General features: G+C 72.5%; 27 protein-coding genes, 1 tRNA gene and 1 pseudogene. 25 read left to right on the top strand and 4 right to left on the bottom strand.

Annotated elements, in window-relative coordinates:
• The 9 genes and pseudogenes from ACGFH8_RS32530 to ACGFH8_RS32490 form a co-directional block, all read left to right on the top strand.
• Positions 1–144, top strand: a pseudogene (locus ACGFH8_RS32530) (4Fe-4S ferredoxin); the annotation flags it as partial.
• The gene (gene nrfD / locus ACGFH8_RS32525; RefSeq protein ID WP_393374850.1) at positions 141–1,364 is read left to right on the top strand and encodes an NrfD/PsrC family molybdoenzyme membrane anchor subunit; all 1,224 of its coding nucleotides are present in this window, start codon (positions 141–143) and stop codon (positions 1,362–1,364) included. The pseudogene ACGFH8_RS32530 and the gene nrfD, both read left to right, overlap by 4 nt.
• Before the next feature lie 13 nt (positions 1,365–1,377).
• Positions 1,378–1,473: transfer RNA gene (locus ACGFH8_RS32520), tRNA-Sec, on the top strand.
• A gap of 22 nt (positions 1,474–1,495) precedes the next feature.
• A complete protein-coding gene (gene selA, locus ACGFH8_RS32515) occupies positions 1,496–2,800 on the top strand; it encodes an L-seryl-tRNA(Sec) selenium transferase (protein ID WP_393374848.1) in 1,305 nt (434 codons plus the stop codon).
• Positions 2,801–2,802: 2 nt separating this feature from the next.
• On the top strand, positions 2,803–4,557 hold the full coding sequence (selB, locus tag ACGFH8_RS32510; RefSeq protein ID WP_393374846.1) for a selenocysteine-specific translation elongation factor: 1,755 nt from the start codon (positions 2,803–2,805) through the stop codon (positions 4,555–4,557).
• Positions 4,558–4,673: 116 nt separating this feature from the next.
• On the top strand, positions 4,674–5,414 hold the full coding sequence (locus ACGFH8_RS32505) for a hypothetical protein (protein WP_393374844.1): 741 nt from the start codon (positions 4,674–4,676) through the stop codon (positions 5,412–5,414).
• Positions 5,415–5,489: 75 nt separating this feature from the next.
• Complete coding sequence (locus ACGFH8_RS32500; protein WP_030327722.1) at positions 5,490–5,687, top strand: hypothetical protein; 198 nt, start codon at positions 5,490–5,492, stop codon at positions 5,685–5,687.
• Positions 5,688–5,767: 80 nt separating this feature from the next.
• Entirely contained in the window at positions 5,768–7,045 is a 1,278-nt protein-coding gene (locus tag ACGFH8_RS32495; RefSeq protein ID WP_393374841.1) for a hemolysin family protein, read from the top strand.
• 73 nt (positions 7,046–7,118) lie between these two features.
• Positions 7,119–7,304 carry a hypothetical protein gene (locus ACGFH8_RS32490; RefSeq protein ID WP_036410487.1) on the top strand — a complete coding sequence of 62 codons (186 nt, stop codon included), beginning with the start codon at positions 7,119–7,121 and terminating at the stop codon, positions 7,302–7,304.
• A gap of 5 nt (positions 7,305–7,309) precedes the next feature.
• Here ACGFH8_RS32490 and ACGFH8_RS32485 read toward each other — a convergent pair whose 3' ends face one another.
• Positions 7,310–7,978 (bottom strand): hypothetical protein, encoded by a 669-nt coding sequence (locus ACGFH8_RS32485; protein WP_393374839.1) that lies wholly within the window; start codon positions 7,976–7,978, stop codon positions 7,310–7,312.
• Between the two features lie 116 nt (positions 7,979–8,094).
• Between ACGFH8_RS32485 and ACGFH8_RS32480 the strand changes: the two genes are divergently transcribed.
• The gene (locus tag ACGFH8_RS32480; RefSeq protein WP_393374836.1) at positions 8,095–8,298 is read left to right on the top strand and encodes a hypothetical protein; all 204 of its coding nucleotides are present in this window, start codon (positions 8,095–8,097) and stop codon (positions 8,296–8,298) included.
• Here the strand turns inward: ACGFH8_RS32480 and ACGFH8_RS32475 are convergent, their stop codons facing one another.
• The 3 genes from ACGFH8_RS32475 to ACGFH8_RS32465 form a co-directional block, all read right to left on the bottom strand.
• Positions 8,299–8,775: a hypothetical protein gene (locus tag ACGFH8_RS32475; protein ID WP_393374833.1), complete on the bottom strand. Its 477-nt coding sequence runs from the start codon at positions 8,773–8,775 to the stop codon at positions 8,299–8,301.
• Positions 8,772–8,984, bottom strand: a complete 213-nt coding sequence (locus ACGFH8_RS32470; protein ID WP_030327717.1) for a hypothetical protein — start codon at positions 8,982–8,984, stop codon at positions 8,772–8,774. The genes ACGFH8_RS32475 and ACGFH8_RS32470 overlap by 4 nt, the downstream gene beginning before the upstream one ends.
• Before the next feature lie 99 nt (positions 8,985–9,083).
• Positions 9,084–9,965 (bottom strand): universal stress protein, encoded by an 882-nt coding sequence (locus ACGFH8_RS32465; protein WP_393374830.1) that lies wholly within the window; start codon positions 9,963–9,965, stop codon positions 9,084–9,086.
• Between the two features lie 116 nt (positions 9,966–10,081).
• On the opposite strand from ACGFH8_RS32465, the gene ACGFH8_RS32460 reads away from it, so the two are divergent.
• From ACGFH8_RS32460 to ACGFH8_RS32390, 15 genes are all read left to right on the top strand, one after another.
• The gene (locus ACGFH8_RS32460; protein ID WP_393374828.1) at positions 10,082–10,828 is read left to right on the top strand and encodes an SAM-dependent methyltransferase; all 747 of its coding nucleotides are present in this window, start codon (positions 10,082–10,084) and stop codon (positions 10,826–10,828) included.
• A gap of 70 nt (positions 10,829–10,898) precedes the next feature.
• Positions 10,899–12,077 carry a PP2C family protein-serine/threonine phosphatase gene (locus tag ACGFH8_RS32455; RefSeq protein ID WP_393374825.1) on the top strand — a complete coding sequence of 393 codons (1,179 nt, stop codon included), beginning with the start codon at positions 10,899–10,901 and terminating at the stop codon, positions 12,075–12,077.
• Between the two features lie 56 nt (positions 12,078–12,133).
• On the top strand, positions 12,134–12,598 hold the full coding sequence (locus tag ACGFH8_RS32450) for a MarR family winged helix-turn-helix transcriptional regulator (RefSeq protein WP_393374823.1): 465 nt from the start codon (positions 12,134–12,136) through the stop codon (positions 12,596–12,598).
• Between the two features lie 287 nt (positions 12,599–12,885).
• Positions 12,886–13,515 carry a CDP-alcohol phosphatidyltransferase family protein gene (locus ACGFH8_RS32445; RefSeq protein WP_393374820.1) on the top strand — a complete coding sequence of 210 codons (630 nt, stop codon included), beginning with the start codon at positions 12,886–12,888 and terminating at the stop codon, positions 13,513–13,515.
• Entirely contained in the window at positions 13,512–14,456 is a 945-nt protein-coding gene (locus ACGFH8_RS32440) for a DUF881 domain-containing protein (RefSeq protein ID WP_393374817.1), read from the top strand. The genes ACGFH8_RS32445 and ACGFH8_RS32440 overlap by 4 nt, the downstream gene beginning before the upstream one ends.
• Positions 14,453–14,785: a small basic family protein gene (locus ACGFH8_RS32435; protein WP_030327710.1), complete on the top strand. Its 333-nt coding sequence runs from the start codon at positions 14,453–14,455 to the stop codon at positions 14,783–14,785. The genes ACGFH8_RS32440 and ACGFH8_RS32435 overlap by 4 nt, the downstream gene beginning before the upstream one ends.
• Before the next feature lie 10 nt (positions 14,786–14,795).
• A complete protein-coding gene (locus ACGFH8_RS32430; RefSeq protein ID WP_393374816.1) occupies positions 14,796–15,827 on the top strand; it encodes a DUF881 domain-containing protein in 1,032 nt (343 codons plus the stop codon).
• A 60-nt stretch (positions 15,828–15,887) separates the two neighbouring features.
• Positions 15,888–16,268 (top strand): glycine cleavage system protein GcvH, encoded by a 381-nt coding sequence (gene gcvH, locus ACGFH8_RS32425; protein WP_393374815.1) that lies wholly within the window; start codon positions 15,888–15,890, stop codon positions 16,266–16,268.
• Positions 16,269–16,483: 215 nt separating this feature from the next.
• A complete protein-coding gene (locus ACGFH8_RS32420; protein WP_007071101.1) occupies positions 16,484–16,936 on the top strand; it encodes an FHA domain-containing protein in 453 nt (150 codons plus the stop codon).
• A gap of 50 nt (positions 16,937–16,986) precedes the next feature.
• Positions 16,987–17,688, top strand: coding sequence for a MerR family transcriptional regulator (locus tag ACGFH8_RS32415; RefSeq protein ID WP_354974112.1), 702 nt, complete (start codon positions 16,987–16,989; stop codon positions 17,686–17,688).
• 185 nt (positions 17,689–17,873) lie between these two features.
• Entirely contained in the window at positions 17,874–18,338 is a 465-nt protein-coding gene (locus tag ACGFH8_RS32410) for a bifunctional nuclease family protein (RefSeq protein ID WP_030327706.1), read from the top strand.
• Positions 18,339–18,536: 198 nt separating this feature from the next.
• On the top strand, positions 18,537–19,133 hold the full coding sequence (locus ACGFH8_RS32405) for a MerR family transcriptional regulator (protein ID WP_393374811.1): 597 nt from the start codon (positions 18,537–18,539) through the stop codon (positions 19,131–19,133).
• Positions 19,134–19,387: 254 nt separating this feature from the next.
• Entirely contained in the window at positions 19,388–19,786 is a 399-nt protein-coding gene (locus ACGFH8_RS32400; RefSeq protein ID WP_393374809.1) for a group 1 truncated hemoglobin, read from the top strand.
• 2 nt (positions 19,787–19,788) lie between these two features.
• Entirely contained in the window at positions 19,789–20,970 is a 1,182-nt protein-coding gene (locus tag ACGFH8_RS32395; protein WP_393374806.1) for a globin domain-containing protein, read from the top strand.
• Positions 20,967–21,662: a DivIVA domain-containing protein gene (locus ACGFH8_RS32390; RefSeq protein ID WP_393374803.1), complete on the top strand. Its 696-nt coding sequence runs from the start codon at positions 20,967–20,969 to the stop codon at positions 21,660–21,662. The genes ACGFH8_RS32395 and ACGFH8_RS32390 overlap by 4 nt, the downstream gene beginning before the upstream one ends.
• Positions 21,663–21,676: the final 14 nt, after the last annotated feature.

The raw sequence follows: 21,676 nt of genomic DNA, 5'->3' as shown, positions 1-21,676 counted from the left end.
TTGGACGAGCCCGAGGTGTACGGGTTGCCACCCGACCCGGTCGTGACCACCCGCGACCTGCCGGCCATGTGGAAACGCGCGGGCCTCGCCGCCCTGGCCATGGCGGCGGCGACCGTCGCCGCGTTCGTCGGAGGTTCCTCGTGAGTGCGCCCCACCCCGAAACGGGTGACCGATTCCGCCGCTTCCGCGACCGACTCACCAACGCCAGCCCCGACCCATCGGCCGCCGACCGCCCCAACGCATCGGCCGCCGACGGCACCGACCGGTCGGGTGGTCCGGGGGTGCGGCGGGGAGCGGTGGGCGCGGACTCCCGGGCGGAGCTGACCTCGCCGCGGCGGGGGTCCGCCGGCCGGCGGGGCGGACGACGCGGCGGCGGCGGTGAGGAGCTGCGGGTGCCGGAGGCCGAGTTCACGTCGTACTACGGGCGGCCCATCCTCAAGGCGCCGGTCTGGAAGTGGGACATCGCGGCGTACCTGTTCACCGGTGGGCTGGCCGCCGGCTCGTCGCTGCTCGCCGCGGGTGGGCAGCTCACCGGGCGGCCGGCGCTGCGTCGCGCCGGTCGGGTGACCGCGTTGGGCGCCGTCAGCGCCAGCGCCGTCTTCCTGATCAGGGACCTGGGCCGACCGGCGCGGTTCCACCACATGCTCCGGGTGGCCAAGCCGACCTCGCCGATGTCGATGGGCACCTGGATCCTCACCGCGTACGGGCCGGCGGCGGGTGTCGCCGCGATCGCCGAGGCCGCCGGCGTGCTGCCCCGGCACGGTCTGCTCGGGCTGGCCGGTCGCGCGTTGCCGCCCATCGGGCACGCCGCCGGGCTGCTCGCCGCCGGCACCGCGCCGGCGCTGGCCACGTACACCGGGGTCCTGCTCGCCGACACGGCGGTGCCGTCGTGGCACGAGGCGTACCCCGAGTTGCCGGTGATCTTCGCGGGCAGCGCCCTGGCCAGCGGCGCCGGCGTGGGTCTGCTCGCCGCGTCCCCGCACGAGGCGGGGCCGGCCCGCCGGATGGCGGTGGCCGGCGCGGCCCTGGAGTTGTACGGCGCGCACCGGGTGGAGACCCGGCTCGGTCTGCTCAGCGAGCCCTACCGGCGGGGTCGGCCCGGTCGGTTACTGCGCGCCGGTCGGTTGCTCACCGCCGGTGGGGTCGCCGGTGCACTGCTCGGCCGGCGTAGTCGGGCGGTCAGCGCGCTGTCCGGCGCCGCGCTGCTGGCCGCGTCGGTGCTGACCCGGTTCGGCATCTTCTACGGCGGCGTCGCGTCCGCCCGCGACCCTCGGTACACGGTGGTGCCGCAGCGCGAGCGGGCCGACGCCCGACGAACCGGCATGGATCTTCCATCTGGTCGGGCGGCCCCGCCCACGGTGTGATCGAATGTCCGGTGGAGGCGTTCAGGCGGCTGGTGCCCCTCCCGGTCTTCAAAACCGGAGTGGTCCGGGACCCGGGCCAGGCGGGTTCGATTCCCGTCCGTCTCCGCCAAACCGCAGCAGGAGATGACGCGATGGGCGACGGGCCGGTGGACCCACGACGCCGGGTGCCGCGCACCGACACGCTGCTCGCCGACCCGCTGCTGGCCGCGGCCAGCGCGACGCTGGGCCGCGACCAGGTCAAGGCGGTCGTCGTCCGCGCCCAGGAGCGAGCCCGCCGTGGCGAGATCAACCCCGACGAGGTACGCGACGCGGCGGTCGCCGCGTTGCCCGCGCCCGGCCCCCGGGCGGTGCTCAACGCCACGGGCGTCGTACTGCACACCAACCTGGGCCGGGCGCCACTGTCGCCCGCCGCGGTCGCCGCGGTGGTGGCCGCCGCCGGGCACACCGACGTCGAGTTGGACCTGGGTACCGGCCGACGGGCCCGCCGTGGCCGCGACGCGCTCGACGCCCTGGCCGCCGCCGTACCCGACGCCGGGGCCGTGCACGTGGTCAACAACGGCGCCGCCGCGCTGGTGCTGGCCGCCACCGCCCTGGCCGCCGGTCGGGAGATCGTGGTCAGCCGGGGCGAGTTCGTCGAGATCGGCGACGGCTTCCGCCTGTCCGACCTGCTGGAGAGCACCGGCGCTCGCCTGCGGGAGGTGGGCACCACCAATCGCACCACGCTCGCGGACTACGCCGCCGCGCTCGGCCCGCAGACCGGCTTCGTGCTCAAGGTGCACCCGTCGAACTTCCAGATCACCGGCTTCACCTCGGCGACCCCGGTGCGTCAACTGGCGACCCTCGGCGTGCCGGTGGTCGCCGACATCGGCTCCGGGCTGCTCACCGCGGATCCGCTGCTGCCCGACGAACCGGACGCGACGAGCACTCTGCGCGCCGGGGCGGCGCTTGTCACCGCCAGTGGCGACAAGCTGCTCGGCGGCCCGCAGGCGGGGTTGCTGCTCGGCGACGTCGCGTTTGTCGACCGGCTGCGCCGGCACCCGCTGGCCCGGGCGGTACGGGTGGACAAGCTCACCCTGGCCGCGCTCGCCGCCACCCTGCACCGACCGGACACCCCCACCCGGACGGCGTTGCACGCCGATCCGGGCGCCCTGCGCGAGCGGGTGGAGCGGCTGCGCGACCGGCTCGGCGCGGACGGCCGCAAGGCGGAGGTGGTGCCGGCCGTCGCGGTGGTCGGCGGCGGCGGCGCCCCCGGTGTCGAGTTGGACTCGTGGGCGCTGAGCCTGCCCGAGCGCTACGCCGCGCCGCTGCGCACCGGCGACCAGCCGGTGCTCGGCCGGGTGGTGCGGGGCCGACTCCTGCTCGACCTGCGCTGTGTGCCGGCCGACGCCGACGAGGCGGTCCGCGTGGCCGTGCTGCGCGTGCCCGGGGACGACTGAGCGTGTACGTCGTCGCGACCGCCGGCCACGTCGACCACGGCAAGTCGACGCTGGTCCGGGCGCTGACCGGGATGGAGCCCGACAGGTGGGCCGAGGAACGCCGCCGGGGCATGACCATCGACCTGGGCTTCGCCTGGACGACACTGCCCTCCGGCGCCACCATCGCCTTCGTCGACGTGCCCGGCCACGAGCGGTTCGTGCCCAACATGCTCGCCGGGGTCGGCCCGGTGCCGGCGGCGCTGATCGTGGTCGCCGCCGACGAGGGGTGGATGCCGCAGTCCGCCGAGCACCTGGCCGCGCTCTACGCGCTCGGCGTCGGGTACGGCCTGCTGGCGGTGACCCGCGCGGACCTGGCCGATCCGGGGCCGGCGACGGCCCAGGCCCGCGCCGAGATCGGCGCGACAAGCCTCGGCGCGGTGGAGGCGGTGGCGGTCAGCGGCCGCACCGGCGCCGGTCTGGCGGAGCTGCGGGCCGCCCTGGACCGGCTCACCGCCCGACTGCCGGCGCCCACGGTGGACGACCCGGTCCGGCTCTGGGTCGACCGCAGCTTCACCGTGCGGGGCAGCGGCACCGTCGTCACCGGCACCCTCGGCGCTGGTCGGCTGCGGGTGGGTGACGTGCTGGAGTTGGCCGGTGCCGACGAGCCGGTCCGGGTCCGTGGCCTGCACTCTCTCGGCGAGGCCCGACCGGAGGCCGCCGCGGTGGCCCGGGTGGCGGTCAACCTGCGTGGTACGCCCCGCGACCGGCTCGGACGCGGCGACGCGCTGCTCACCCCGGGCCGGTTCCAGCACACCGACCTCGTCGACGTGCGGCTCGCCGGCGACGCGGCCGCCGACCTGCCGGCCACGCTCACCCTGCACGTCGGGTCGGCGGCGGTGCCGGTCCGGGTCCGACCGCTCGGCGCGGACACCGTGCGGCTGCGCCTGTCGCGCCCGCTGCCACTGCTGGTGGGCGACCGGGCGCTGCTGCGCGACCCGGGCCGGCACCACGTGGCCGGCGGGGTGCGGGTGCTGGACGTGGCGCCGCCGCCGCTGGCCCGCCGGGGTGCCGCGGCCGCCCGCGCGCAGGTCCTCGCCGCGCTGGACGGTCGACCCGACCTGGCCGGTGAGCTGCGCCGCCGACGGCTGGTCCGGGCCGGCGCCATGATCCGGATGGGCGTGCCGGTGCGCGCCGCGCCGGTGGCCGGTGACTGGCTGGCCGACCCCGAGCACTGGCGGCGCCTCGGCGACCAGGTGACCGAGGAGGTCGCCCGCTACGCGCGGGAGCACCCGTTGGAGCCGGGGATGCCGGTGGACGCGCTGCGCCAGCGCCTCGCCCTGCCCGACCGGGTGCTTGTCGAGGCGCTGGTCTCCCCGCCGTTGCGGATCCACGCCGGGCGGGTCGGCGCGGTGGGCGCCGACGCGTTGCCCGAGCCGGTGGCCCGAGCCGTGCGGCGGGTCCGCGACGAGTACGGCGACCGGCCGTTTCGCGCCCCCGAGGCGGACCGTCTCGTCGACCTCGGCCTGGGTCCCCGGGAGATCGGCGCGGCGGTGCGGGCCGGCGCCCTGCTGCGGTTGGCCGACAACGTGGTGCTGCTGCCCGACGCGCTCGACGACGCGGTCCGGGTGCTGGCCGGGCTGCCGCAGCCGTTCACGCTCTCCGCAGCCCGGCAGGCGTTGGACACCACCCGCCGGGTGGCGGTGCCCCTGCTGGAGTTGCTGGACCGTCGCGGTGCGACCCGGCGACTGCCCGACGACGCCCGGATCGTCGTCACCTGAGCCCCCGCGACACGGCGCCCCGGCCGGCACCCGGACCGCCGAACCGCTCATCCCCGCGCTGGTTCCCCGACTCGTCCGGGGCTGACAGGACCGTCCTGGGGTGCGACGGTAGAGCGATGGTCGAGCTGATCCCGACCCGGTCGCGGCCCGCCGGCGGCCGATGGCGTGCGGCCCTCCCGGTGGCGCTGCGCTGGGGGCTGCCGGTGCTCTGGGTGCTGTGGGCATCCCTGGCCTGGTGGGTGGAGCCCCGCGAGTCGACGGAGGCCCAGCTCGACCGGGATCTCGCCAACGGCCGGGTGGTGACCTTCCAACGGGCGTACGGCTGGGCCGACGACGACGCGTACTGGGGCAGCCGTCCCCGGCTGCAGCACGCGACGGACGGCGGGTTGCTCGCCTGGACCGTGCCGAACGGCCAGATCCGGTACGTGTTCGTGGACCCGCCCGCTTCGGAGTCGTCAGTCGCCGAGGCCGACCCGTCGCCGAACCCGAGGTGGGACGGGCGGCTCGCCGCCGTCGCCGAACCGTGGCGTGGCGTGAACGCCGCCGCGCACCGGATGACGGACGCCGCCGCCGTGCTCGCCGGCGTGGTGACCGTGCTGTGGCTGGGCCGGCTGATCGGTGGCGCGCCGCCGCTGGCCGGCACCCGATGGTTCTGGTTCTGGGTCGGGCTCCTGCCGTTCGGGACGGGTGTGCTCGCCTGGACCTACCGGGAGGCGTGGCGGGCGCCGTCGGAGCAGGTCGGCGAGCGCAGCTCGGGCTGGCGCGGCCTCGGCTGGCTGATCCTCGCCGGGATCGGCATCGCCGTGCTGGTGTCCGTCGCCCAACGGCTGCTCGGCACGACGGTGGTGCCGGGCTAAGCCGGTGGTGCCGGGCTAAGCCGGTGGTGCCGGCTAACCGCCCCGAGGTCGGCGGCGGTCACCTACGGTGACGCCATGGACCCTTCGGCGGTCTGGCGGGACCGGCAACACCGGTGGCGGATCGAGGCGTACCGCGCGCCCGACCTGCGGTTCGCCATCTACGCCACGAACGGCCCCACCGAATCGGTGCCGCTGTGGCTGTTCGGTATGTCGGCGCTGGCCCGCTGGCTGATGACCCACGCCATCTCGCTCGACGACCTGGAGGTCGACTGAGCGGTGGCGCGGACCCAAACCGGACCCGGGACCGGTCCCGCTGCGGTTGAGTGACCTGAGGCGGCGGACGGGGGTGCGCGATGGGCGGTCAGCTCGTGCAGGTGGCGCTGGTGGCCGTGCTGGTGCTTGTCAACGCCGCGCTCTCCGGTAGCGAGATGGCGTTGGTGACGCTGCGCGAGGGGCAGTTGCGGCGGTTGGGGCGACGGTCGCGCGCCGGGGAGCGGCTGGTGCGGTTGTCCGGCGACCCCAACCGCTACCTGGCCACCATCCAGCTCGGCATCACACTTGCCGGGTTTCTCGCCTCGGCGGCGGCCGCGGTGTCGCTGTCCGAGCCGCTCGTCGGTCCGTTGGGCTTCCTCGGTGGCCTGGCCCGCCCCGCCGCGGTGCTGGTGGTGACCGTGCTGCTGACGTTCGTCACCCTGGTGCTCGGCGAGTTGGCGCCCAAACGACTGGCGATGCAGCGGGCGGAGCGTTGGGCGTTGCTGAGCGCCGGCCCGTTGGACCTGCTGGCCCGGGTGTCCCGGCCGGCGGTGTGGCTGCTCAGCCGGGCCACCGACGCGGTGGTACGGCTGGCCGGCGGTGACCCGCGGGCCAACCGCGCGGAGATGACCGAGGAGGAGCTGCGGGAGATGCTGGCCAGCCAGCGCGGCCTGTCGGCCCAGCAGCGGGAGATCCTGACCGGCGCGTTCGACATCGCCGGCCGGACGTTGCGGGAGATCCTGGTGGCCCGGCGGGAGGTGATGACGCTGCCGGCCAGCCTGACCGCCGACGAGGGGGTCCGCCGGCTCGCCGCCGCCGGTCGGTCCCGCGCCCCGGTCACCGGTCCCGGCGGCCTGGACGAGCTGCTCGGGGTGGTGCACATCCGTGACCTGGTGCAGGCCGGCACGGCGTCGGTGGGGGACCGGGTGCGCTCGCCGGTGCTGCTGCCGGTGACCCTGCCGGTCGCCGACGCGTTGCGTCAGCTCCGTCAGGAGCATCAGCAACTGGCCCTGGCGGTCGACGAGCACGGCGGCATCGACGGCCTGGTCACCATGGAGGATCTGCTGGCCGAGGTGGTCGGCGAGTTGTACGACGAGACCGACCGGGACGTGCGCGGGGTGATCCGGGAGGAGGACGGCGCCCTGCTGGTGCCCGGTGACTTCCCGCTGCACGACCTGCCCGACCTGGGGGTGCGGTTGCGCTTCCCGTTGTCCCGTGAATACACCACGGTGGCCGGGTTGGTGCTGGCCCGGCTGCGGCACCTGCCCGGGCAGCCCGGGGAGATGGTGCGGCTGCCCGGGCTGACCCTGGAGGTGGTGGAGGTCGCCGACCGGGCGGTGCGTCGGGTGCGGTTGCGCGGGTTCACGGCCGACACGTGACCGGGTCGCCCGGACGGGGGACAAGAGCGCCGAAAACACCCGCGGCGGATGCGCCTTGCCTACGGTGCGATTCGTGAAGGACCGAGGTTTGCGTACGTTCGTCACGGTGCTGGCCGGCCTCGCGGTGATCTACTTCGGCAGCGCCGGCCGCAGCCCCGAGGAGGGCCGCGGGATCTCCGGTGGGGTGGTGGTCCTGGCGTTGCTCGCCGCGCTGCTGGTGTGGCACCTGACCCGGCCGGGGGACAAGACGGTGAAGTGAGCGGGTCAGCGGGCGGCGACCCGGGTGACCTCGCCGGCGGACTCCTCGCCGAGCGCCACCCGCACCAGCGCCGAGGCGAGCCGGCCGAAGTCCGGTTCGTCGACCAGGCCGGCCAACCCGTCCGGGGAGCCCGGCAGGCCCAGCCGCTTCGCCCCGGCGAGGGCCCGACGGTCGGCGTACGGGCGCAGGTCGGACCAGACCGTCTGCGCTTCGCGCAGGTAGATGTCCGCGCCGGTGGGGCCGATGCCGGGAAACTCGGTGAGGCGTCGCCGCAGCCCGGCGGGGTCACCCGGGGCCTCGCGGTGTAGTCGGCGCAGGTCGCCGTGCCAGCGGTCCAGGCACAGGCGGGCGCCGGTGCCGAGCATGGTGGCGGTCCGCTCGTCGTAGCGGCGGTAGTGACCCCGGCCCAGCGCGTCGACGCGTTCCTGCCAGCTGGCCGCCTCCATGGCCTGCGGTGTGCGGTAGCCCGCGGCGAACAGCTCCCGCGCGGCGTCCACCGCCAGGCACGCCCGGATCCGGGTGCTCAGCAGGGTGGTCAGCACCAGCAGTTGGTAGAGCGGGCGGGGACGGTCGGCGAGCTGGATGCCGGCCTCCTCCGCGTAGGTGCGGCCCCGCCGGTCCAGTAGGACCCGCACCACCGTTCGATCGTTGCCCACACCGGTCGGGTACCCCATCGGTGTCCCGCTAGGCGTCGCGCCGGCGACCGCTGTCGGAATGCCGCCGGAGCGGGCGGGTATGCCGACGGTGGAAGGCGGTCGATGCCGCCCGCCGTACCCGGAGGGAGACACCTGTGGTCAACCCGCAGCAGGAAGAGTTCCGGCGCAACGCCAAGGGCGCCACCAGCCAGGACAGCAAGGGGCCCACGCCGACCGGGCACCCGCGCAACCGTGGCTCGTCGCGCGGTGACGAGGGTCGGCCGGTGCCCAGGGGGCAGGTGTCGCCGTACGGCCCGGCCGGTGAACCGGTGGCCGAGGACGACAGCGACACCCGCTAACTAACGACCGCGCTCGGACGGCCGCCGCAACCTGTTCCAGGTCGCGGCGGCCGTCAGCCCGTAGGCGAGGTGCGGGATGATGTCGGAGATCCAGTCGGAGCGCCGCCAGGTGCGCGGGTCACTGATCCCGAGCACGGTGATCGACCCGTCGGTCATGGTCATCACCCCGGCGCCGAGCAGGCCGGTGGCCACCGGCAGTGGTTGCCGTCGACCGCCGGCGTAGAGCGCGAACGCGACGCCCGCGGCGATGCCCAGCCCGTAGCCGATCAGCGGCCCGAGGCCCGAGCGACGGTTCGCCGCCCGGCCGTCGGACCCCAGGCTGACGTGCGCGATCCCGGCCAGCCGGTCGACGGTCTCCTGCGGGACGTCGCTCTCCGGCCGTCCCCGCAGGGCCATGTCCAGGTAGCTGACCACGTTCAGCGCGGTGCTGCCGACGGCACCAGCGATGGCACCGTCGGCAAGGTCGACCCTTCTCACTTCGGGTCGCCCGGTTCGCGCTCGCTCTTGGGGCCGTACGCGCGGTCGCCGCGTACCACGCCCCGCTGGCCGCGATCCTCCTGGAGGATCCGGTTGGCGACCTGGTTGGCCTTGCCGTCGGGCACCCGACGTCCGGAGTCGTCGATCGCGTTGCGCAACCGCGCCCGCTGCTTGTCGTAGGCGTTACTGCCGGGCCGTGGTCCTGGCATCTGGTGTCTCCTTCGTCGGTCTGGGCGTCTGCTGTCGCCCTCGTCGTCGTCGGCGTACCGCGGCCGTCTACCCGTCTGGCGGCCGGTGAACCACAGGCGCTAGCGGGGGCCGTGCACCACGGCGACCGGGCACCGCGCGTGGTGCAGCATCGACTGGCTCACCGACCCCAGCAGCAACCCGGTCACCTCGCCGCGCCCCTGCCCGCCCACCACCGCCAGTTGCGCGGAGCCGGACGCCTCGGCCAACACGGCGCCGGTCCGGCCGTGGACCGCCCGGCAGGTCAACCGCAGCTTCCGGTGCTGCTCGGTCAGGCCGGTCAGCCACCCGGCGAGCATCCGTTCCTGTTCGCCGTGCAGCTTCGCCTCGTCGTACACCAGGGGTTGCATGTCGCCGGGGCCGCTGCTGCCGGGGTGCCGGTAGGCGTGCACCGCCAGCAGCGGCACGCCGCGCGACACGGCTGTCTCGGCCGCGAAGTCGGCCGCCAGCCGGGAGGCCGGCGAGCCGTCCACCGCGACAAGCACCGGCTCGTCGGGTCGTAGCGCGCCGCGGGCCACGAGCACCGGGCAGTCGGCGTACGCGGCGACCTGCACCGCGACCGAGCCGACCACGAGCGCCGAGAAACCACCGAGCCCTCGGTCGCCGAGCACGATGAGCGCGGCGGTGGGGGACTCGCCGACCAGCACCGCGGCGGCCTCACCGTCGATGATCTCACCGGAGATCGACAGCCCCGCTACGGTCGCCTCGGCCTCGGCCACCGCGGCCTGGACCAGCTCCTCGGCCCGGTGCCGCAGCCCACCGCCGGGTGGCGCGCCCGGGGCGGGGGCGATCGGCACGTGCAGCAGCGGCCAGACGAACCCGTGCACGATCCGCAGTGGCCGGTGCCGGCGGGCCGCCTCGGTGGCGGCGAGGCGCACGGCGCGCAGGGCCGGCGGCGAGCCGTCCACGCCGACCACCACCGCCGCGCTGTTCGCCGAGTTCACCGCCCACCTCCCGCTCGGGGCCAGTATCGCGGGCGGGACCGTCCCCGCGCCGCGATACCGCTGAGCGCGCCGGGGTCGGTACGCTGACGGCGACCGGTCCGGAGGGGGGATTGTCGATGGGTGCACCGGACCAGCCGAGCACCGGCCGCATGATCGACTATTGGCTCGGCGGGGAGCACCACTTCCCGGTCGACGTGGCGGCCGCGAGCGCGTTCGAGCAGGCGTACGGGCCGTGCGCTCCGGTGTTCCGGGAGCTGCGGGCGTTCCTGGGGCGGGCGGTGCGGGCCATGGCCGCCCGGGGCGTGGACGGTTTCCTGGTGTTCGGCGCCGGGGTGCCGACGATGGGCAACGTGCACGAGGTCGCCGTCGACGCGACGGTGCTCTACACCGACGTCGACCCGGTGACCATCCGGTTGGGGCAGAGCATCCTCGCCGGCAGCGACCGGGCCGGCTACGGCTTCGGTGACGCGACCGACATCGGCACGATCGACCCGGCGCAGTTGCACCGCTTCGTGCCGGGCTGGGGCCGCCGGCCGGTCGGGGTGGTCTTCCTCGGGCTGGCGGCGTTCCTCGACGACACCACGCTGACCCACACCCTCGACGAGCTGTACGCCGGCGCGGCGCCGGGCAGCCTGCTCGTGGTGGACTTCGACACCGAGGAGCTGGCGGGTCACCCGCAGGCGCTGGCGATGATGGGGCCACAGTTCCGGATGCGCCCACCGACCGCGTTCGGGCCGCTGCTGGGCCGCTGGGCGCCGACGGTGGACGGGATCGTGCCGGTCGCGCGGTGGCGGCCGGTGGGTCCGCCCGCCCCGGTGCCCGACGCGTTCCACGGCGTGCTCGCGACCCGGGGCGACGACTGACCGCAGCGGTTCGCCGTCCGGGTGGTCCGTATGATGCTTGCCCTACCGCAAGCTTCTGGAGAGGACGAGCATGGTGGACCCGCCGGAGGTGGTGTCGCGCGCGCTGCGCGAGGCCCCGCCCGACCAGTTGGCCGAGGCGGCGGACCAGGCGATCCGGTCGACGCTGGGCGCGCTGCGCACCGACGTCTTCGTCGCCGACTATCGGATCAGCGGGCTCTGGCCGGTCCTGGACCCGGACCTGCCGGCGGCCGGGTTCCTGGCCTGCCACACCATGGCGCAGCGGTGTTTCAGCAGCCAGCAACCGGTACGCGACGCCGCCGGCGAGGGGTCCTGCCGGCTCTACCTGCCGTTGACGCTGTGGGGGGAGCGGCTGGGCGTGCTGTTGATCGAGCTGCCGGCCGTACCGAATCCGACAGTGACCGGCCAGGCGACCGACATCGCCGACGCTCTCGCGGTGGCGATGCGCGCGGCGGACCGGGGGACCGACAGGTACCGGCGGGCCCGTCGCCGGGAGCGACTCACGATGGCCGCCGAGATGCAGTGGGATCTGCTGCCCGGTCGCAGCGTGGCGCACCACGCGTTCGAGTTGGCCGGGCAACTGGAGCCGGCGTACACCGTGGGTGGGGACCACTTCGACTGGTCGCTGGACGGCGACCAACTGACCCTGACCGTGCTCAACGGCGAGGGCAACGGGCTGGCCGCGTCGATGCTGACCGCCGTCACGGTCAACGCGATGCGCAACGCCCGTCGCTCCGGGGGCGGCCTGGTGGAGCAGGCCGAACTGGCCTCGGACACGGTCTTCTACCAGCACCGGGGCCGCCGCTACGTGGCCACCCTGCTGCTCGACGTCGACACCCGCACCGGTCGGGTCCGGGCGGTCGACGCGGGGTCCCCGCACCTGCTGCGGATGCGCGGGGCGACTGTGGAGCGGATGAAGCTGGATCAGCAGTTGCCGTTGGGGATGTTCGCGGAGACCCGCTACGAGGTGCAGGAGTTGCACCTCGAGCCGGGCGACCGCCTGTTCGTGGTCAGCGACGGGGTGTGGGCCGCCGAGCCGCCGGGCCAGGAGCCGTACGGGGATCGGGTGATGGCGCGTTCGTTGCGCGCCACGCGGTTGCAGCCGGCGGCCGAGGCGGTTGGTACGGTGATGCGCGAACTGCACGCCTACCACGCGGACTCCGACCTACGCGACGACGCCGTCGTGGTGTGTCTGGACTGGCACGGCCCGCGTGCGCGGGGCGCCAGGTGAGGGTCGCCGCCGCTGCGTCTGGCGGGCAGCAGCGCGACGACGGCGGGGGACATCGGGTGGAGCGACCTGGGGATCTCGCCGCGGCGATCGACGCGGCCGCCGGGACACTGATCGCCGTGCTCGACTCGGCCGCGTCGGGGCATCAGGTGCCGCCCACCCAGTTGCGAGTGTTGGCGCTGATCACCAGCCGTTCGGAAACCAACGTCAACGGGTTGGCGGAGCTGCTGGACGTGGTGCCGTCGTCGGCGAGCCGCCTCTGTGACCGGCTGGAGGCGACCGGGTTGTTGCGCCGGGTGGCCGATCCCCGCGACCGGCGTGAGGTGCGGCTGGTGCCCACCCCGGCGGCGCTGACGCTGTTGGGGGACCTGGCCGAGCGGCGGCGGCGGGCGGTGCAGGCGGTGCTGGATCGGATGCCGGCGCGCACGCAGCACGATCTGTTGCTGGCGCTTGTCGCGTTCGATCGGGCGGCGACGCAGGCGGTGCCCGAGCAGCAGACCGATCCGGCGGCACAGACGGCCTGAGTCGCCGCTTCCACTAGTATCCTAGGACGCTTTACGCGTGGTGATCCACGCCACAGTGCGACAACGCCGCACCCGACGAGCCGCGACGGCGCCGGGCAAGCGGACGCAGGCCCGATATAGTGACAGCGCACTTACCCGGCCCGTGATCTTCGAGATCGCGGGCCGGCTCAGGGAAAGAGGCCCCACCCGGGGCCGCAGGGGGAGCCGGCGTGGGCCGGCCCGACAGCGTGTACGACCCTCCGCCGCGCTCGACGTCGGCCGAGGGTCCGTGCCGTGGAGGAGGATCGGTGTCGCGTCCGGCTCGGGCAGAGCAACCGCGGGACACCGGTGACCAGGCCCCCGGCAACCAGGTGCTCACCCTGCCCAACCTGATCAGCTTCGTGCGGCTGCTGGGCGTGCCCCTCTTCCTCTACCTGTTCCTGGTCGAGCGGGCCGACGTGGCGGCGATCGTCGTCCTGGCCATCGGCGGCACCACGGACTGGGTCGACGGCTGGATCGCGCGCCGCCTGCACCAGGTGAGTCGGCTGGGGGAGTTGCTCGACCCGTTCGCCGACCGGCTCTACATCCTCGCCACCCTTGTCGCCTTCACCGCGCGGGAGGTGGTGCCGTGGCAGTTCACCGCGGCACTGCTGGCCCGTGAGCTGCTGCTGCTCGGCTCGCTGGCGGTGCTCCGCCGCTACGGGTACGGGCCGCCGCCGGTGCACTACGTCGGTAAGACCGCCACGTTCCTGCTGTTGGCGGCGTTCCCGGTGCTGCTGTTGGCCACCGAGTGGAGCGCGGCGGCGACGGCGACGGCCGCGATCGGCTGGGCGTTGGCGTGGTGGGGGCTGGTGCTCTACTGGGTGGCCGGCGGGATGTACGTGGTGCAGGCGGCGCGGCTGGTGCGCGCGGCACGTGGCCCGGGGGCGGCGGCATGACCGCGCCGCAGTCGGGGAAGCCCCGCCCGGATCGGGTGTACGCGCCGGACTTCCTGACCGAGTTGTTCCGCAACCCGCTCGATCCGGGGTACGCGGATGCGGCGGCGGCGCGACGGCGCTCGGCGTCCAACGGGTCGGCCCGGGGGTGGCGGGCCTGGCCGGCGCGGTCGGTCAGTCTGGTCGTGGTGGTGCTGCTCGGTTTCCTGTTCGCGGTCGCGTACCGGCAGACGATGGCGGACGAGCCGGGGCGGGCCCAGGCTCGTTCCGGTCTGGTCGCGCAGATCAAGGAGCGGGAGGGTCAGACCGACCGGTTGTCCACCCGCGCGGATCAGCTGCGCGAGGAGGTCAGTCGGCAGCGGGACGCGGCGTTGAGCGGGTCGGCGGCGGCACGGCTGCGGGACCTGGAGGCGAGCACCGGCCTGGGTCGGGTGCGCGGCGACGGTGTGGTGGTGCGGTTGGCGGACGGGCCGGAGAACGCGGACGCGGTGACGGGTGCCGGTGCGGGGCCGTCGCGGGTGTTGTACAGCGATCTGCAGGGTGTGGCGAACGCGTTGTGGAGTGCCGGTGCGGAGGCGGTCGCCATCAATGGGCAGCGGTTGACCTCGACGTCGACGATCCGTACGGCGGGTGACGCGATCCTTGTGGACTTCCGTCCGGTGATGGGGCCGTACGAGGTGTCGGCGGTCGGGCCGGGTTCGCTGCGGCGCAAGTTCGAGAGCAGCCGCAACGCGGACGTGATGCGGGAGGTCGCGCAGAAGACCGGGTTGTCGTTCGGTGTGCGGGAGGCCGATGACCTCACCCTGCCGGCGGCTCCGGAGCCGCAGCTACGCTACGCGAAGCCGTCGGTCAGTCCGAGCCCTTCCGCGTCGGGTGTCCGGTCCGGCAGTCCTGGGTCGTCCGGTCCGACGACGACCGTTAGCCCCTCCGGAGGTGGCCGATGATCGCGGTGCTGGCGTTGCTTGCCGGTGTGGTGCTGGGTGTGTGGCTTGATCCCACGGTGCCGGCGGCGTTGCAGCCGTACCTGCCGATCGCTGTGGTGGCCGCGTTGGACGCGGTGTTCGGTGGGGTGCGGGCCCGGTTGGACCGCATCTTCGACGACAAGCAGTTCGTGGTGTCGTTCATCTCGAACGTGTTGGTCGCTGGTCTGATCGTGTATCTGGGTGACCAGCTCGGGGTGGGCGGGCAGTTGTCCACGGGTGTGGTCGTCGTGTTGGGTGTCCGCATCTTCGGCAACGTGGCGGCGATCCGTCGGCACCTGTTCCGGGCGTAGGTTGACAGCGATGAGTGATGAGCAGAGCGACACGGGGACCGGGTGGCCGCAGCCGGGTGGGCCGACGCGCCCGGGTGGGCCGGCGGGTGAGCCCGATCCTCGTCCGGACGCGCCGGATCCGGACGAGTTGAGCCCGTTGGCCCCGCAGGAGCCGGCGGTGCCGGGGGAGCGGCCGGACGACGAGCCCGCGGTGGAGGGGGTCGACGAGGGCGCGACGGTGGACCTGAACGCGGTGTCGCGGCCGGGGGCTGCGGTGTCGCGGTCGGTAGGGCCGGAGCCGGTGTCGGACGGGTTGGCCGAGCCGGCCGGGGAGCCGGTGGCGGCGCGACCGGTGGCGGCGGGTCGGTTCCGGTGGAGTACGGCCGGTGTGATGATCGTGGCGTTGTTGGTGCTGCTGGGTTTCACGTTGGTCGTGCAGTTGAAGACGACGTCGACGGATCCGACGTTGGGGGCGACGCGCCAGGAGGACCTGGTGCGGATTCTGTCGGATCTGGATGCGCGGGAGAGTCGTCTGCAGCAGGATATTCGGGCTCTGGAGGACAGTCAGCGGCAGTTGGCCTCGGGTGAGCAGGGTCGTCAGGCGGCGTTGGACGAGGCGACGCGTCGGGCGAACGAGTTGGGCATCCTGGCGGGTACGTTGCCGGCGGTGGGGCCGGGGTTGACTGTGCAGTTCGACTCCGGTGTCAAGCCGATCACTGCGACGCGGGTGCTGGACGCGGTGCAGGAGTTGCGGGGTGCGGGCGCGGAGGCGATGCAGATCTCCGGTGGTGACCGGGCGACGGTGCGGATCATCGCGTCGACGTACTTCCTCGATGGGGACAACGGGTCGTTGATGGTGGAGGGGCGTCGGTTGACGGGGCCGTACACGATCACGGTGATCGGTGATCCGGCGACGATGCGTACGGCGTTGAACATTCCTGGTGGGGTGGTGGCGTCGGTCCGAGGTGTCGGCGGTAACGTGACGTTTGGGGAGCGTGAGGTTGCCGAGGTTTCGGCGCTGCACGCGCCGATCAAGTTGGAACACGCCCGTCCGGTCTCCTGACCGGCGCGGCCGCGCCGGGCCCGGGTGGTCCGGGGCACCGATGGATGAAGGACGCGTCTGGTGATTCCTGAGGATCTGCGATACACCGCCGAGCATGAGTGGGTGGCGGGTGACGGCACGGCTTCGATCCGGGTCGGTATCACGCACTTCGCGCAGGACGCGCTGGGTGACATCGTGTACGTGCAGTTGCCCGAGGCGGGTGCGGTGGTCGCGGCCGGTGACTCGTTGGGTGAGATCGAGTCGACCAAGAGTGTGTCGGAGATCTACGCGCCGGTCGCCGGTACGGTGGTGGCGTCCAACGAGGCGTTGGGTGATACACCGGAGCTGATCAACACTGATCCGTACGGTGCGGGTTGGTTGGTGGAGATCACGCCGAACGATCCGACGGCGACGGATGGGTTGCTGACGGCGGCCGCTTATCAGAAGATCACCGAAGGCTGAGTGTGCGTGATCCGGTGCGTGGGCTGTGTGCGCGCGTCCGGTTGCCCTGCATTTCGGCGCTGGCTAGGCTCGCCAGGTCGACCGAGAACCCAAATAGTTGAGCGTTGCGGAATTGCCTTCCCGGGCACGGGGAGCCAGCCGCCGGGTGTACAAGTGCCCGGCGGCCAGACCCGCCATTACCCGACGCCGACCGAACAGATCCGTGAGGTGGTCCCATGACGCGGCCAGACGACGAGTTCCCCCCGCTCGACGTCACTTCGACGCTCAATCTCGGTTCGCTCGACGAAGTGCTGGAAGGGCCGGACACCGATGTGGTGCCGAGCCGGATGTCCGGCTCGTTGCCGCCGGGTATGGCGCTGCTGGTGGTTCGTCGAGGCCCGAATGCGGGTGCCCGGTTCCTGTTGGACCACGATGTGACGACGAGTGGCCGGCATCCGGACAGTGACATCTTCCTCGACGACGTGACGGTGTCGCGTCGGCACGCGGAGTTCCACCGTGATGGTGGGACGTTCACGGTGCGGGACGTGGGTAGCCTGAATGGCACGTACGTGAATCGTGAGCGGGTTGAGGCGGCCACGTTGAGCAATGGTGACGAGGTTCAGATCGGTAAGTTCCGGGTGGTGTTCATCGCCGGTCCGCGCCCGGAGGAGGAGGCCGGCCGGGGGTGAACGAGCCTGCTGCCTCCATGTCACCCGGAGCGGCTCGGTCTGAGCCGCTGATGAGCATCGGTGAGGTGCTTGGGCAGTTGCGGGTGGATTTCCCGGACACCACGATTTCGAAGCTGCGGTTTCTTGAGGCTGAGGGTCTGGTCGAGCCGCAGCGGACGGCTGCGGGTTACCGGAAGTACAGCTGGGACGATGTCGCGCGGTTGCGGTTCGTGTTGACCGCGCAGCGGGACAAGTACCTGCCGTTGCGGGTGATCCGTGAGCAGTTGGCGCAGTGGGATTCGTCTGGTGAGCAGCCGGGGCGGTCGCGGCCTGCGTTGGTGGCGGTTGGTCCTGATGGTGCGGTGCCGGGTCGTGAGTCGGTGGAGCCGGCCGAGTCGTCGCAGGTGCGGCTCGGCCGGGCGGATCTGGTGGCGCGCAGTGGGATCGACGAGTCGACGTTGGTGGAGTTGGAGCGGCTCGGTGTGCTGGTGTCGGATCCGCCGGGTTGGTATGACGCGGATGCGTTGATCATCGCTTCGGCGGTGGCGGGGTTGGCGTCGTACGGGTTGGAGCCGCGGCATCTGCGGGGTTACCGGACGGCGGCGGACCGTGAGGTTGGTTTGTTCGCGCAGTTGGTGGCGCCGTTGGCGCGGCAGAGTGATCCGGCGGCGCGGGCTCGGGCGGCGGAGACGGCGCGTGAGTTGGTGGCGTTGTCGGAGCAGCTGCACGCGGCGTTGGTGCGGGTGGGTTTGCGGTCGACGTTGGGTCGGTGAGGGTGCCCGGTGGGTGGTGGCTGAGCGGAAAGATCTCTTCCGGGAAGCGTGCCGTAGGCTTGCCGGGGTAACCCCTTTCTGGCGCGGGCGTGGTGCGGTAGCGCACGGGACGACCGTGTCGCGGTCCGTGTACCGTGCAGGGAAGGGCGCGGTGCGGCGTAGGTGACAACGACACGGAGGCGGCGGTGCGCGAGCTGAGCGTGGTCGGAGTTCGGGTGGAGCTGCCTAGCAACCAGCCGATCGTCCTGCTCAGGGAGGTCGAGGGGGACCGCTATCTGCCGATCTGGATCGGCGCGGTCGAGGCCACGGCTATCGCTTATGAGCAGCAGGGGGTCAAGCCGGCTCGGCCGTTGACGCATGATCTTCTGCGGGACGTGTTGGCGGCGTTGAAGGCGCCCTTGCAGGCGGTGGAGATCACCGAGCTCAAGGAGAACGTGTTCTACGCGGATCTGTTGATCGGTGATGGGGTGCGGGTGTCGGCGCGGCCGAGCGATTCGATCGCGTTGGCGTTGCGTGTCGGTGCGCCGATTCGTTGTGCTGAGCAGGTCCTCAGCGAGGCGGGGATCGTCATTCCTGATGAGCAGGAGGACGAGGTGGAGAAGTTCCGGGAGTTCCTGGAGCAGGTGCGTCCGGAGGACTTCGCGGGCTGAGGTGGGCCGTGGGCTCTGCTCCCGGGTGTCGCTGGGGGTGCTTCCCCGGTGCGGTTGGTGATCTTTCTCGGTGGCTGCGCGGCGTGTCGTGTCGGTTCCTCCGTGGTAACCCCTGAAGGTGGCTATAGGGTTGCCGTGTCGAGGGGTGCGCGTTGAAGGAAACGACGCGTTGCCACACTGACGGGGGAGGTTGTCCGGATGCACGAGCCGCAGGATCCCGATCCAGGTAGGGAGTTCGACGAGCCGGGTGCCTCGTCGCCAGGTGTGGCGGCTGAGGGTGACGGTTCGGTCGGCTACCGGGGTGTGACGGCCTGCCACGCGGTGGGCATCAGTTACCGGCAGTTGGATTACTGGGCGCGGACGGCGCTTGTGGTGCCGAGTGTGCGGGATGCCTCCGGTTCGGGGACGCAGCGGTTGTATTCGTTCCGGGACCTGGTGGTGTTGAAGGTCGTGAAGCGGTTGTTGGATGCGGGGGTGTCCCTGCAGAACATCCGTAAGGCGATCGAGGCGCTGCGGTCGCGTGGTGTGGAGGATCTGGCCGGGATCACGTTGATCTCCGATGGGACGACTGTGTATGAGTGCCGGTCTCCGGAGGAGGTGGTCGACCTGTTGCAGGGTGGCCAGGGTGTCTTCGGGATCGCGATCGGTGGGGCGTTCAAGGAGATCCAGGGGTCGTTGTCGCATCTGCCGGCGGAGCCGGCGACGAGCGCTCCGGTGGAGTCCGTGGTGGCGTCGGGGTCGGATCCGGTGGGTGACGAGTTGGCGGCGCGGCGGGCGCGGCGGCGGGCTGGCTGAGCGCGGGGCGTTCGGTTTTTTCGGTTGGTTTTTTCGCGACCGTCGGTGACGGCGGGTGGCGTCGGTGGGTGGCTTCCGTCCACTGTGGACACGTTGGGTGTCGTTCTCGTTGCCGACTGTGGAGATACTCGTCGGTAGTGGTGACGCTGCGTTTCGGGCCATTGTCGGGAACGCGATAGGGGGGCAATGACCCCGGGCGATTGACACGCTATGGTCCGTCACGGTTATCGACCCTTCCCCCCGGAGGAACGACCGTGACGGTTACCGAAGAGGCTGCCCCGAAGTCGCACTACGACCGTATTGGTGGTGCCAGCTCGGTCAAGGCGGCTGTTGATCTGTTCTACGACAAGGTGTTGGCCGACCCGGCTGCTGCGGGCTATTTCGCCGATGTGGACATGGTGGGTCAGCGGCGGCACCTGACGTTGATGTTGACCACGGTGTTGGGTGGTCCGGACGAGTACACCGGTCGTGGGTTGGCCGAGGCGCACCAGCCGTTGAACATCCCGGTGGAGCACTACGTGAAGGTGGGCGGGTACCTCCTGGCGACGCTGACGGAGTTGGGTGTGCCGGCGGACATCCTGGCCGACGTGCAGACGGTGCTGGGTCAGGTGCAGGACCAGGTGGTGGCCTCCGGAGACCGGTCGGGCGCCTGAGCGTGGACGCGGCCCAACTCAAGCGGAGCTGGTCGGTGGTCGCCGAGCACGGCGATCAGGTGCCGCTCTATTTCTACTCGACGTTGTTTCTCGCTCATCCTGAGACGCGGCAGATGTTCCCGACGAACATGGCCGGGCAGCGGGACCGTCTGGTGACCGCGTTGGGGCACATCGTGTCCAACGTGGACCAGGTGGACCGGCTTGTGGGGTTCCTGCAGGATCTGGGCGCGGACCACCGCAAGTTCGCGGTCCGCGCGGAGCACTACCCGGCTGTCGGTGAGGCGCTGTTGGCGACGTTGCAGCATTTCCTCGCCGAGCAGTGGACCGACGAGTTGGCCGCGGACTGGGCGGCCGCGTACGGGTTGGTGGCTCAGGTGATGGTGGAGGCCGCGCAGGCCGCCGAGGCGGTGAACCCGCCGTGGTGGGTGGCGGAGATCGTGGCGCACGAGCGGCGGGCGTTCGACGTGGCGGTGTTGACGGTGCGTCCGCAGTACCTGCTGCCGTTCACCCCGGGTCAGTCGATCGGGGTGTCGCATCCGTCGGTGCGTTCGTGGCGGTACTACTCGCCGGCGAACGCGCCGCGCGCGGACGGCACCCTGGAGTTGCATGTGCGGGCCGCGCCGGGTGGTGCGGTGTCGTCGCGGTTGGTCTACGGGTCGGCGGTGGGGGATCGGATCCACCTGGCGGCGCCGGTCGGGGAGCGGCTGGGGTTGTGGTCGGCGGGTTCCAGTGACCTGTTGCTGCTGGTCGCGGGGACCGGGTGGGCGCCGGTGAAGGCGCTCGTGGAGCAGGTCGCGGCGGAGGGTTCGCGTCGGCGGGTGGATCTGTACGTGGCGGCCCGTTCCCGCAGTGAGCTCTATGACAGCGATGCGATCGACAAGTTGGCGTCGTCGTATCCGTGGTTGACGGTGACCTATGTGGTGGGTGCCGATGTGAACCGGCCCGGGGAGTTCGTACACGCGGTGGATCGGGCGTTGGCCGATGGTGACTGGCGTTCCCGGCACGTGTTCGTGTGTGGGTCGGACGAAATGGTGTCGTACGCGGTGCGGGCGTTGCTGCAGGCGGGTTTCCACGCGGGTCAGGTGCACCACGAGGGCCTGGGTGAGCAGTGGTACGGCCCGGCGTGGCGTACGGCGGTGCAGCAGGCGCCGGTCGGTGACGTTTCGGGAGGTGGGCACAGGTGAGCGCGACCCCGATCAGCCGGTACGACGGGATGCAGGTTTCCGGCGCGGTGCAGGTGCGGATGACCGCCGACCGGGTTCGGCGGTGGCAGTTCGGGGCGGCGTCGTTCGCGCGGCGTGGCTACGACAACGCCGACGTGGACCGGTTCCGGATGCAGATCGCCGACGAGTTGGATGTGTTGGCGACGCAGATCGCGACGTTGCGGGCGGAGAACGAGCGGCTGACCGACCGGGTGGAGTTGCACCGCCATGGGGTGATTCCGAGCACGGGGTCGGCGGGGAAGGTCCCGGCGGCGCGGGAGGTGAATCTGCTGTCCGCGGCGCAGCGGGAGGCGGAGCAGATCATCGCGCAGGCGCATGACTACGCGCGGCGGGTCGCCGAGTACGCCCGGGTGCAGTACGAGAGTTACCTGCACGCGGCGGAGGCGGAGGCGAAGCAGGAGGCGGAGCGGGCCGTGGCGGAGTACCGCAGCGCGGCGGGGTCGAGCTTCGACGACACGGTGGCGACCCGGGAGGCGTTGCGGATCTTCGGGGAGATGATGGTGTCGCACATGCAGGCGGCGGCGCGGCATCTCGATGACGGCAGTGAGCAGTTGGCCCGGACGATGGATCGGATCGCGGCGGAGACGCCGGGGGCGCCGTTCGTCGGCGGTGTGGTGGGTCAGTCGGCGTTGCCGCGCCACCAGCAGCGGTGAGCGTCCCGGGTGGG

It is taken from the genome of Micromonospora sp. NPDC049175 (assembly GCF_043197345.1).
Taxonomy (GTDB): domain Bacteria; phylum Actinomycetota; class Actinomycetes; order Mycobacteriales; family Micromonosporaceae; genus Micromonospora.
This window is presented reverse-complemented; position numbering and strand designations above follow the sequence as displayed.

Excerpts from the sequence above, each read along its gene's own strand:
- selA (WP_393374848.1), top strand. The coding sequence starts at position 1,496 with ATGGGCGACGGGCCGGTGGACCCACGACGCCGGGTGCCGCGCACCGAC.
- ACGFH8_RS32505 (WP_393374844.1), top strand. The coding sequence starts at position 4,674 with ATGGTCGAGCTGATCCCGACCCGGTCGCGGCCCGCCGGCGGCCGATGG.
- ACGFH8_RS32500 (WP_030327722.1), top strand. The coding sequence starts at position 5,490 with ATGGACCCTTCGGCGGTCTGGCGGGACCGGCAACACCGGTGGCGGATC.
- ACGFH8_RS32495 (WP_393374841.1), top strand. The coding sequence starts at position 5,768 with ATGGGCGGTCAGCTCGTGCAGGTGGCGCTGGTGGCCGTGCTGGTGCTT.
- ACGFH8_RS32485 (WP_393374839.1), bottom strand. The coding sequence starts at position 7,978 with ATGGGGTACCCGACCGGTGTGGGCAACGATCGAACGGTGGTGCGGGTC.
- ACGFH8_RS32470 (WP_030327717.1), bottom strand. The coding sequence starts at position 8,984 with ATGCCAGGACCACGGCCCGGCAGTAACGCCTACGACAAGCAGCGGGCG.
- ACGFH8_RS32460 (WP_393374828.1), top strand. The coding sequence starts at position 10,082 with ATGGGTGCACCGGACCAGCCGAGCACCGGCCGCATGATCGACTATTGG.
- ACGFH8_RS32455 (WP_393374825.1), top strand. The coding sequence starts at position 10,899 with ATGGTGGACCCGCCGGAGGTGGTGTCGCGCGCGCTGCGCGAGGCCCCG.
- ACGFH8_RS32440 (WP_393374817.1), top strand. The coding sequence starts at position 13,512 with ATGACCGCGCCGCAGTCGGGGAAGCCCCGCCCGGATCGGGTGTACGCG.
- ACGFH8_RS32435 (WP_030327710.1), top strand. The coding sequence starts at position 14,453 with ATGATCGCGGTGCTGGCGTTGCTTGCCGGTGTGGTGCTGGGTGTGTGG.
- ACGFH8_RS32430 (WP_393374816.1), top strand. The coding sequence starts at position 14,796 with ATGAGTGATGAGCAGAGCGACACGGGGACCGGGTGGCCGCAGCCGGGT.
- ACGFH8_RS32420 (WP_007071101.1), top strand. The coding sequence starts at position 16,484 with ATGACGCGGCCAGACGACGAGTTCCCCCCGCTCGACGTCACTTCGACG.
- ACGFH8_RS32415 (WP_354974112.1), top strand. The coding sequence starts at position 16,987 with ATGAGCATCGGTGAGGTGCTTGGGCAGTTGCGGGTGGATTTCCCGGAC.
- ACGFH8_RS32405 (WP_393374811.1), top strand. The coding sequence starts at position 18,537 with ATGCACGAGCCGCAGGATCCCGATCCAGGTAGGGAGTTCGACGAGCCG.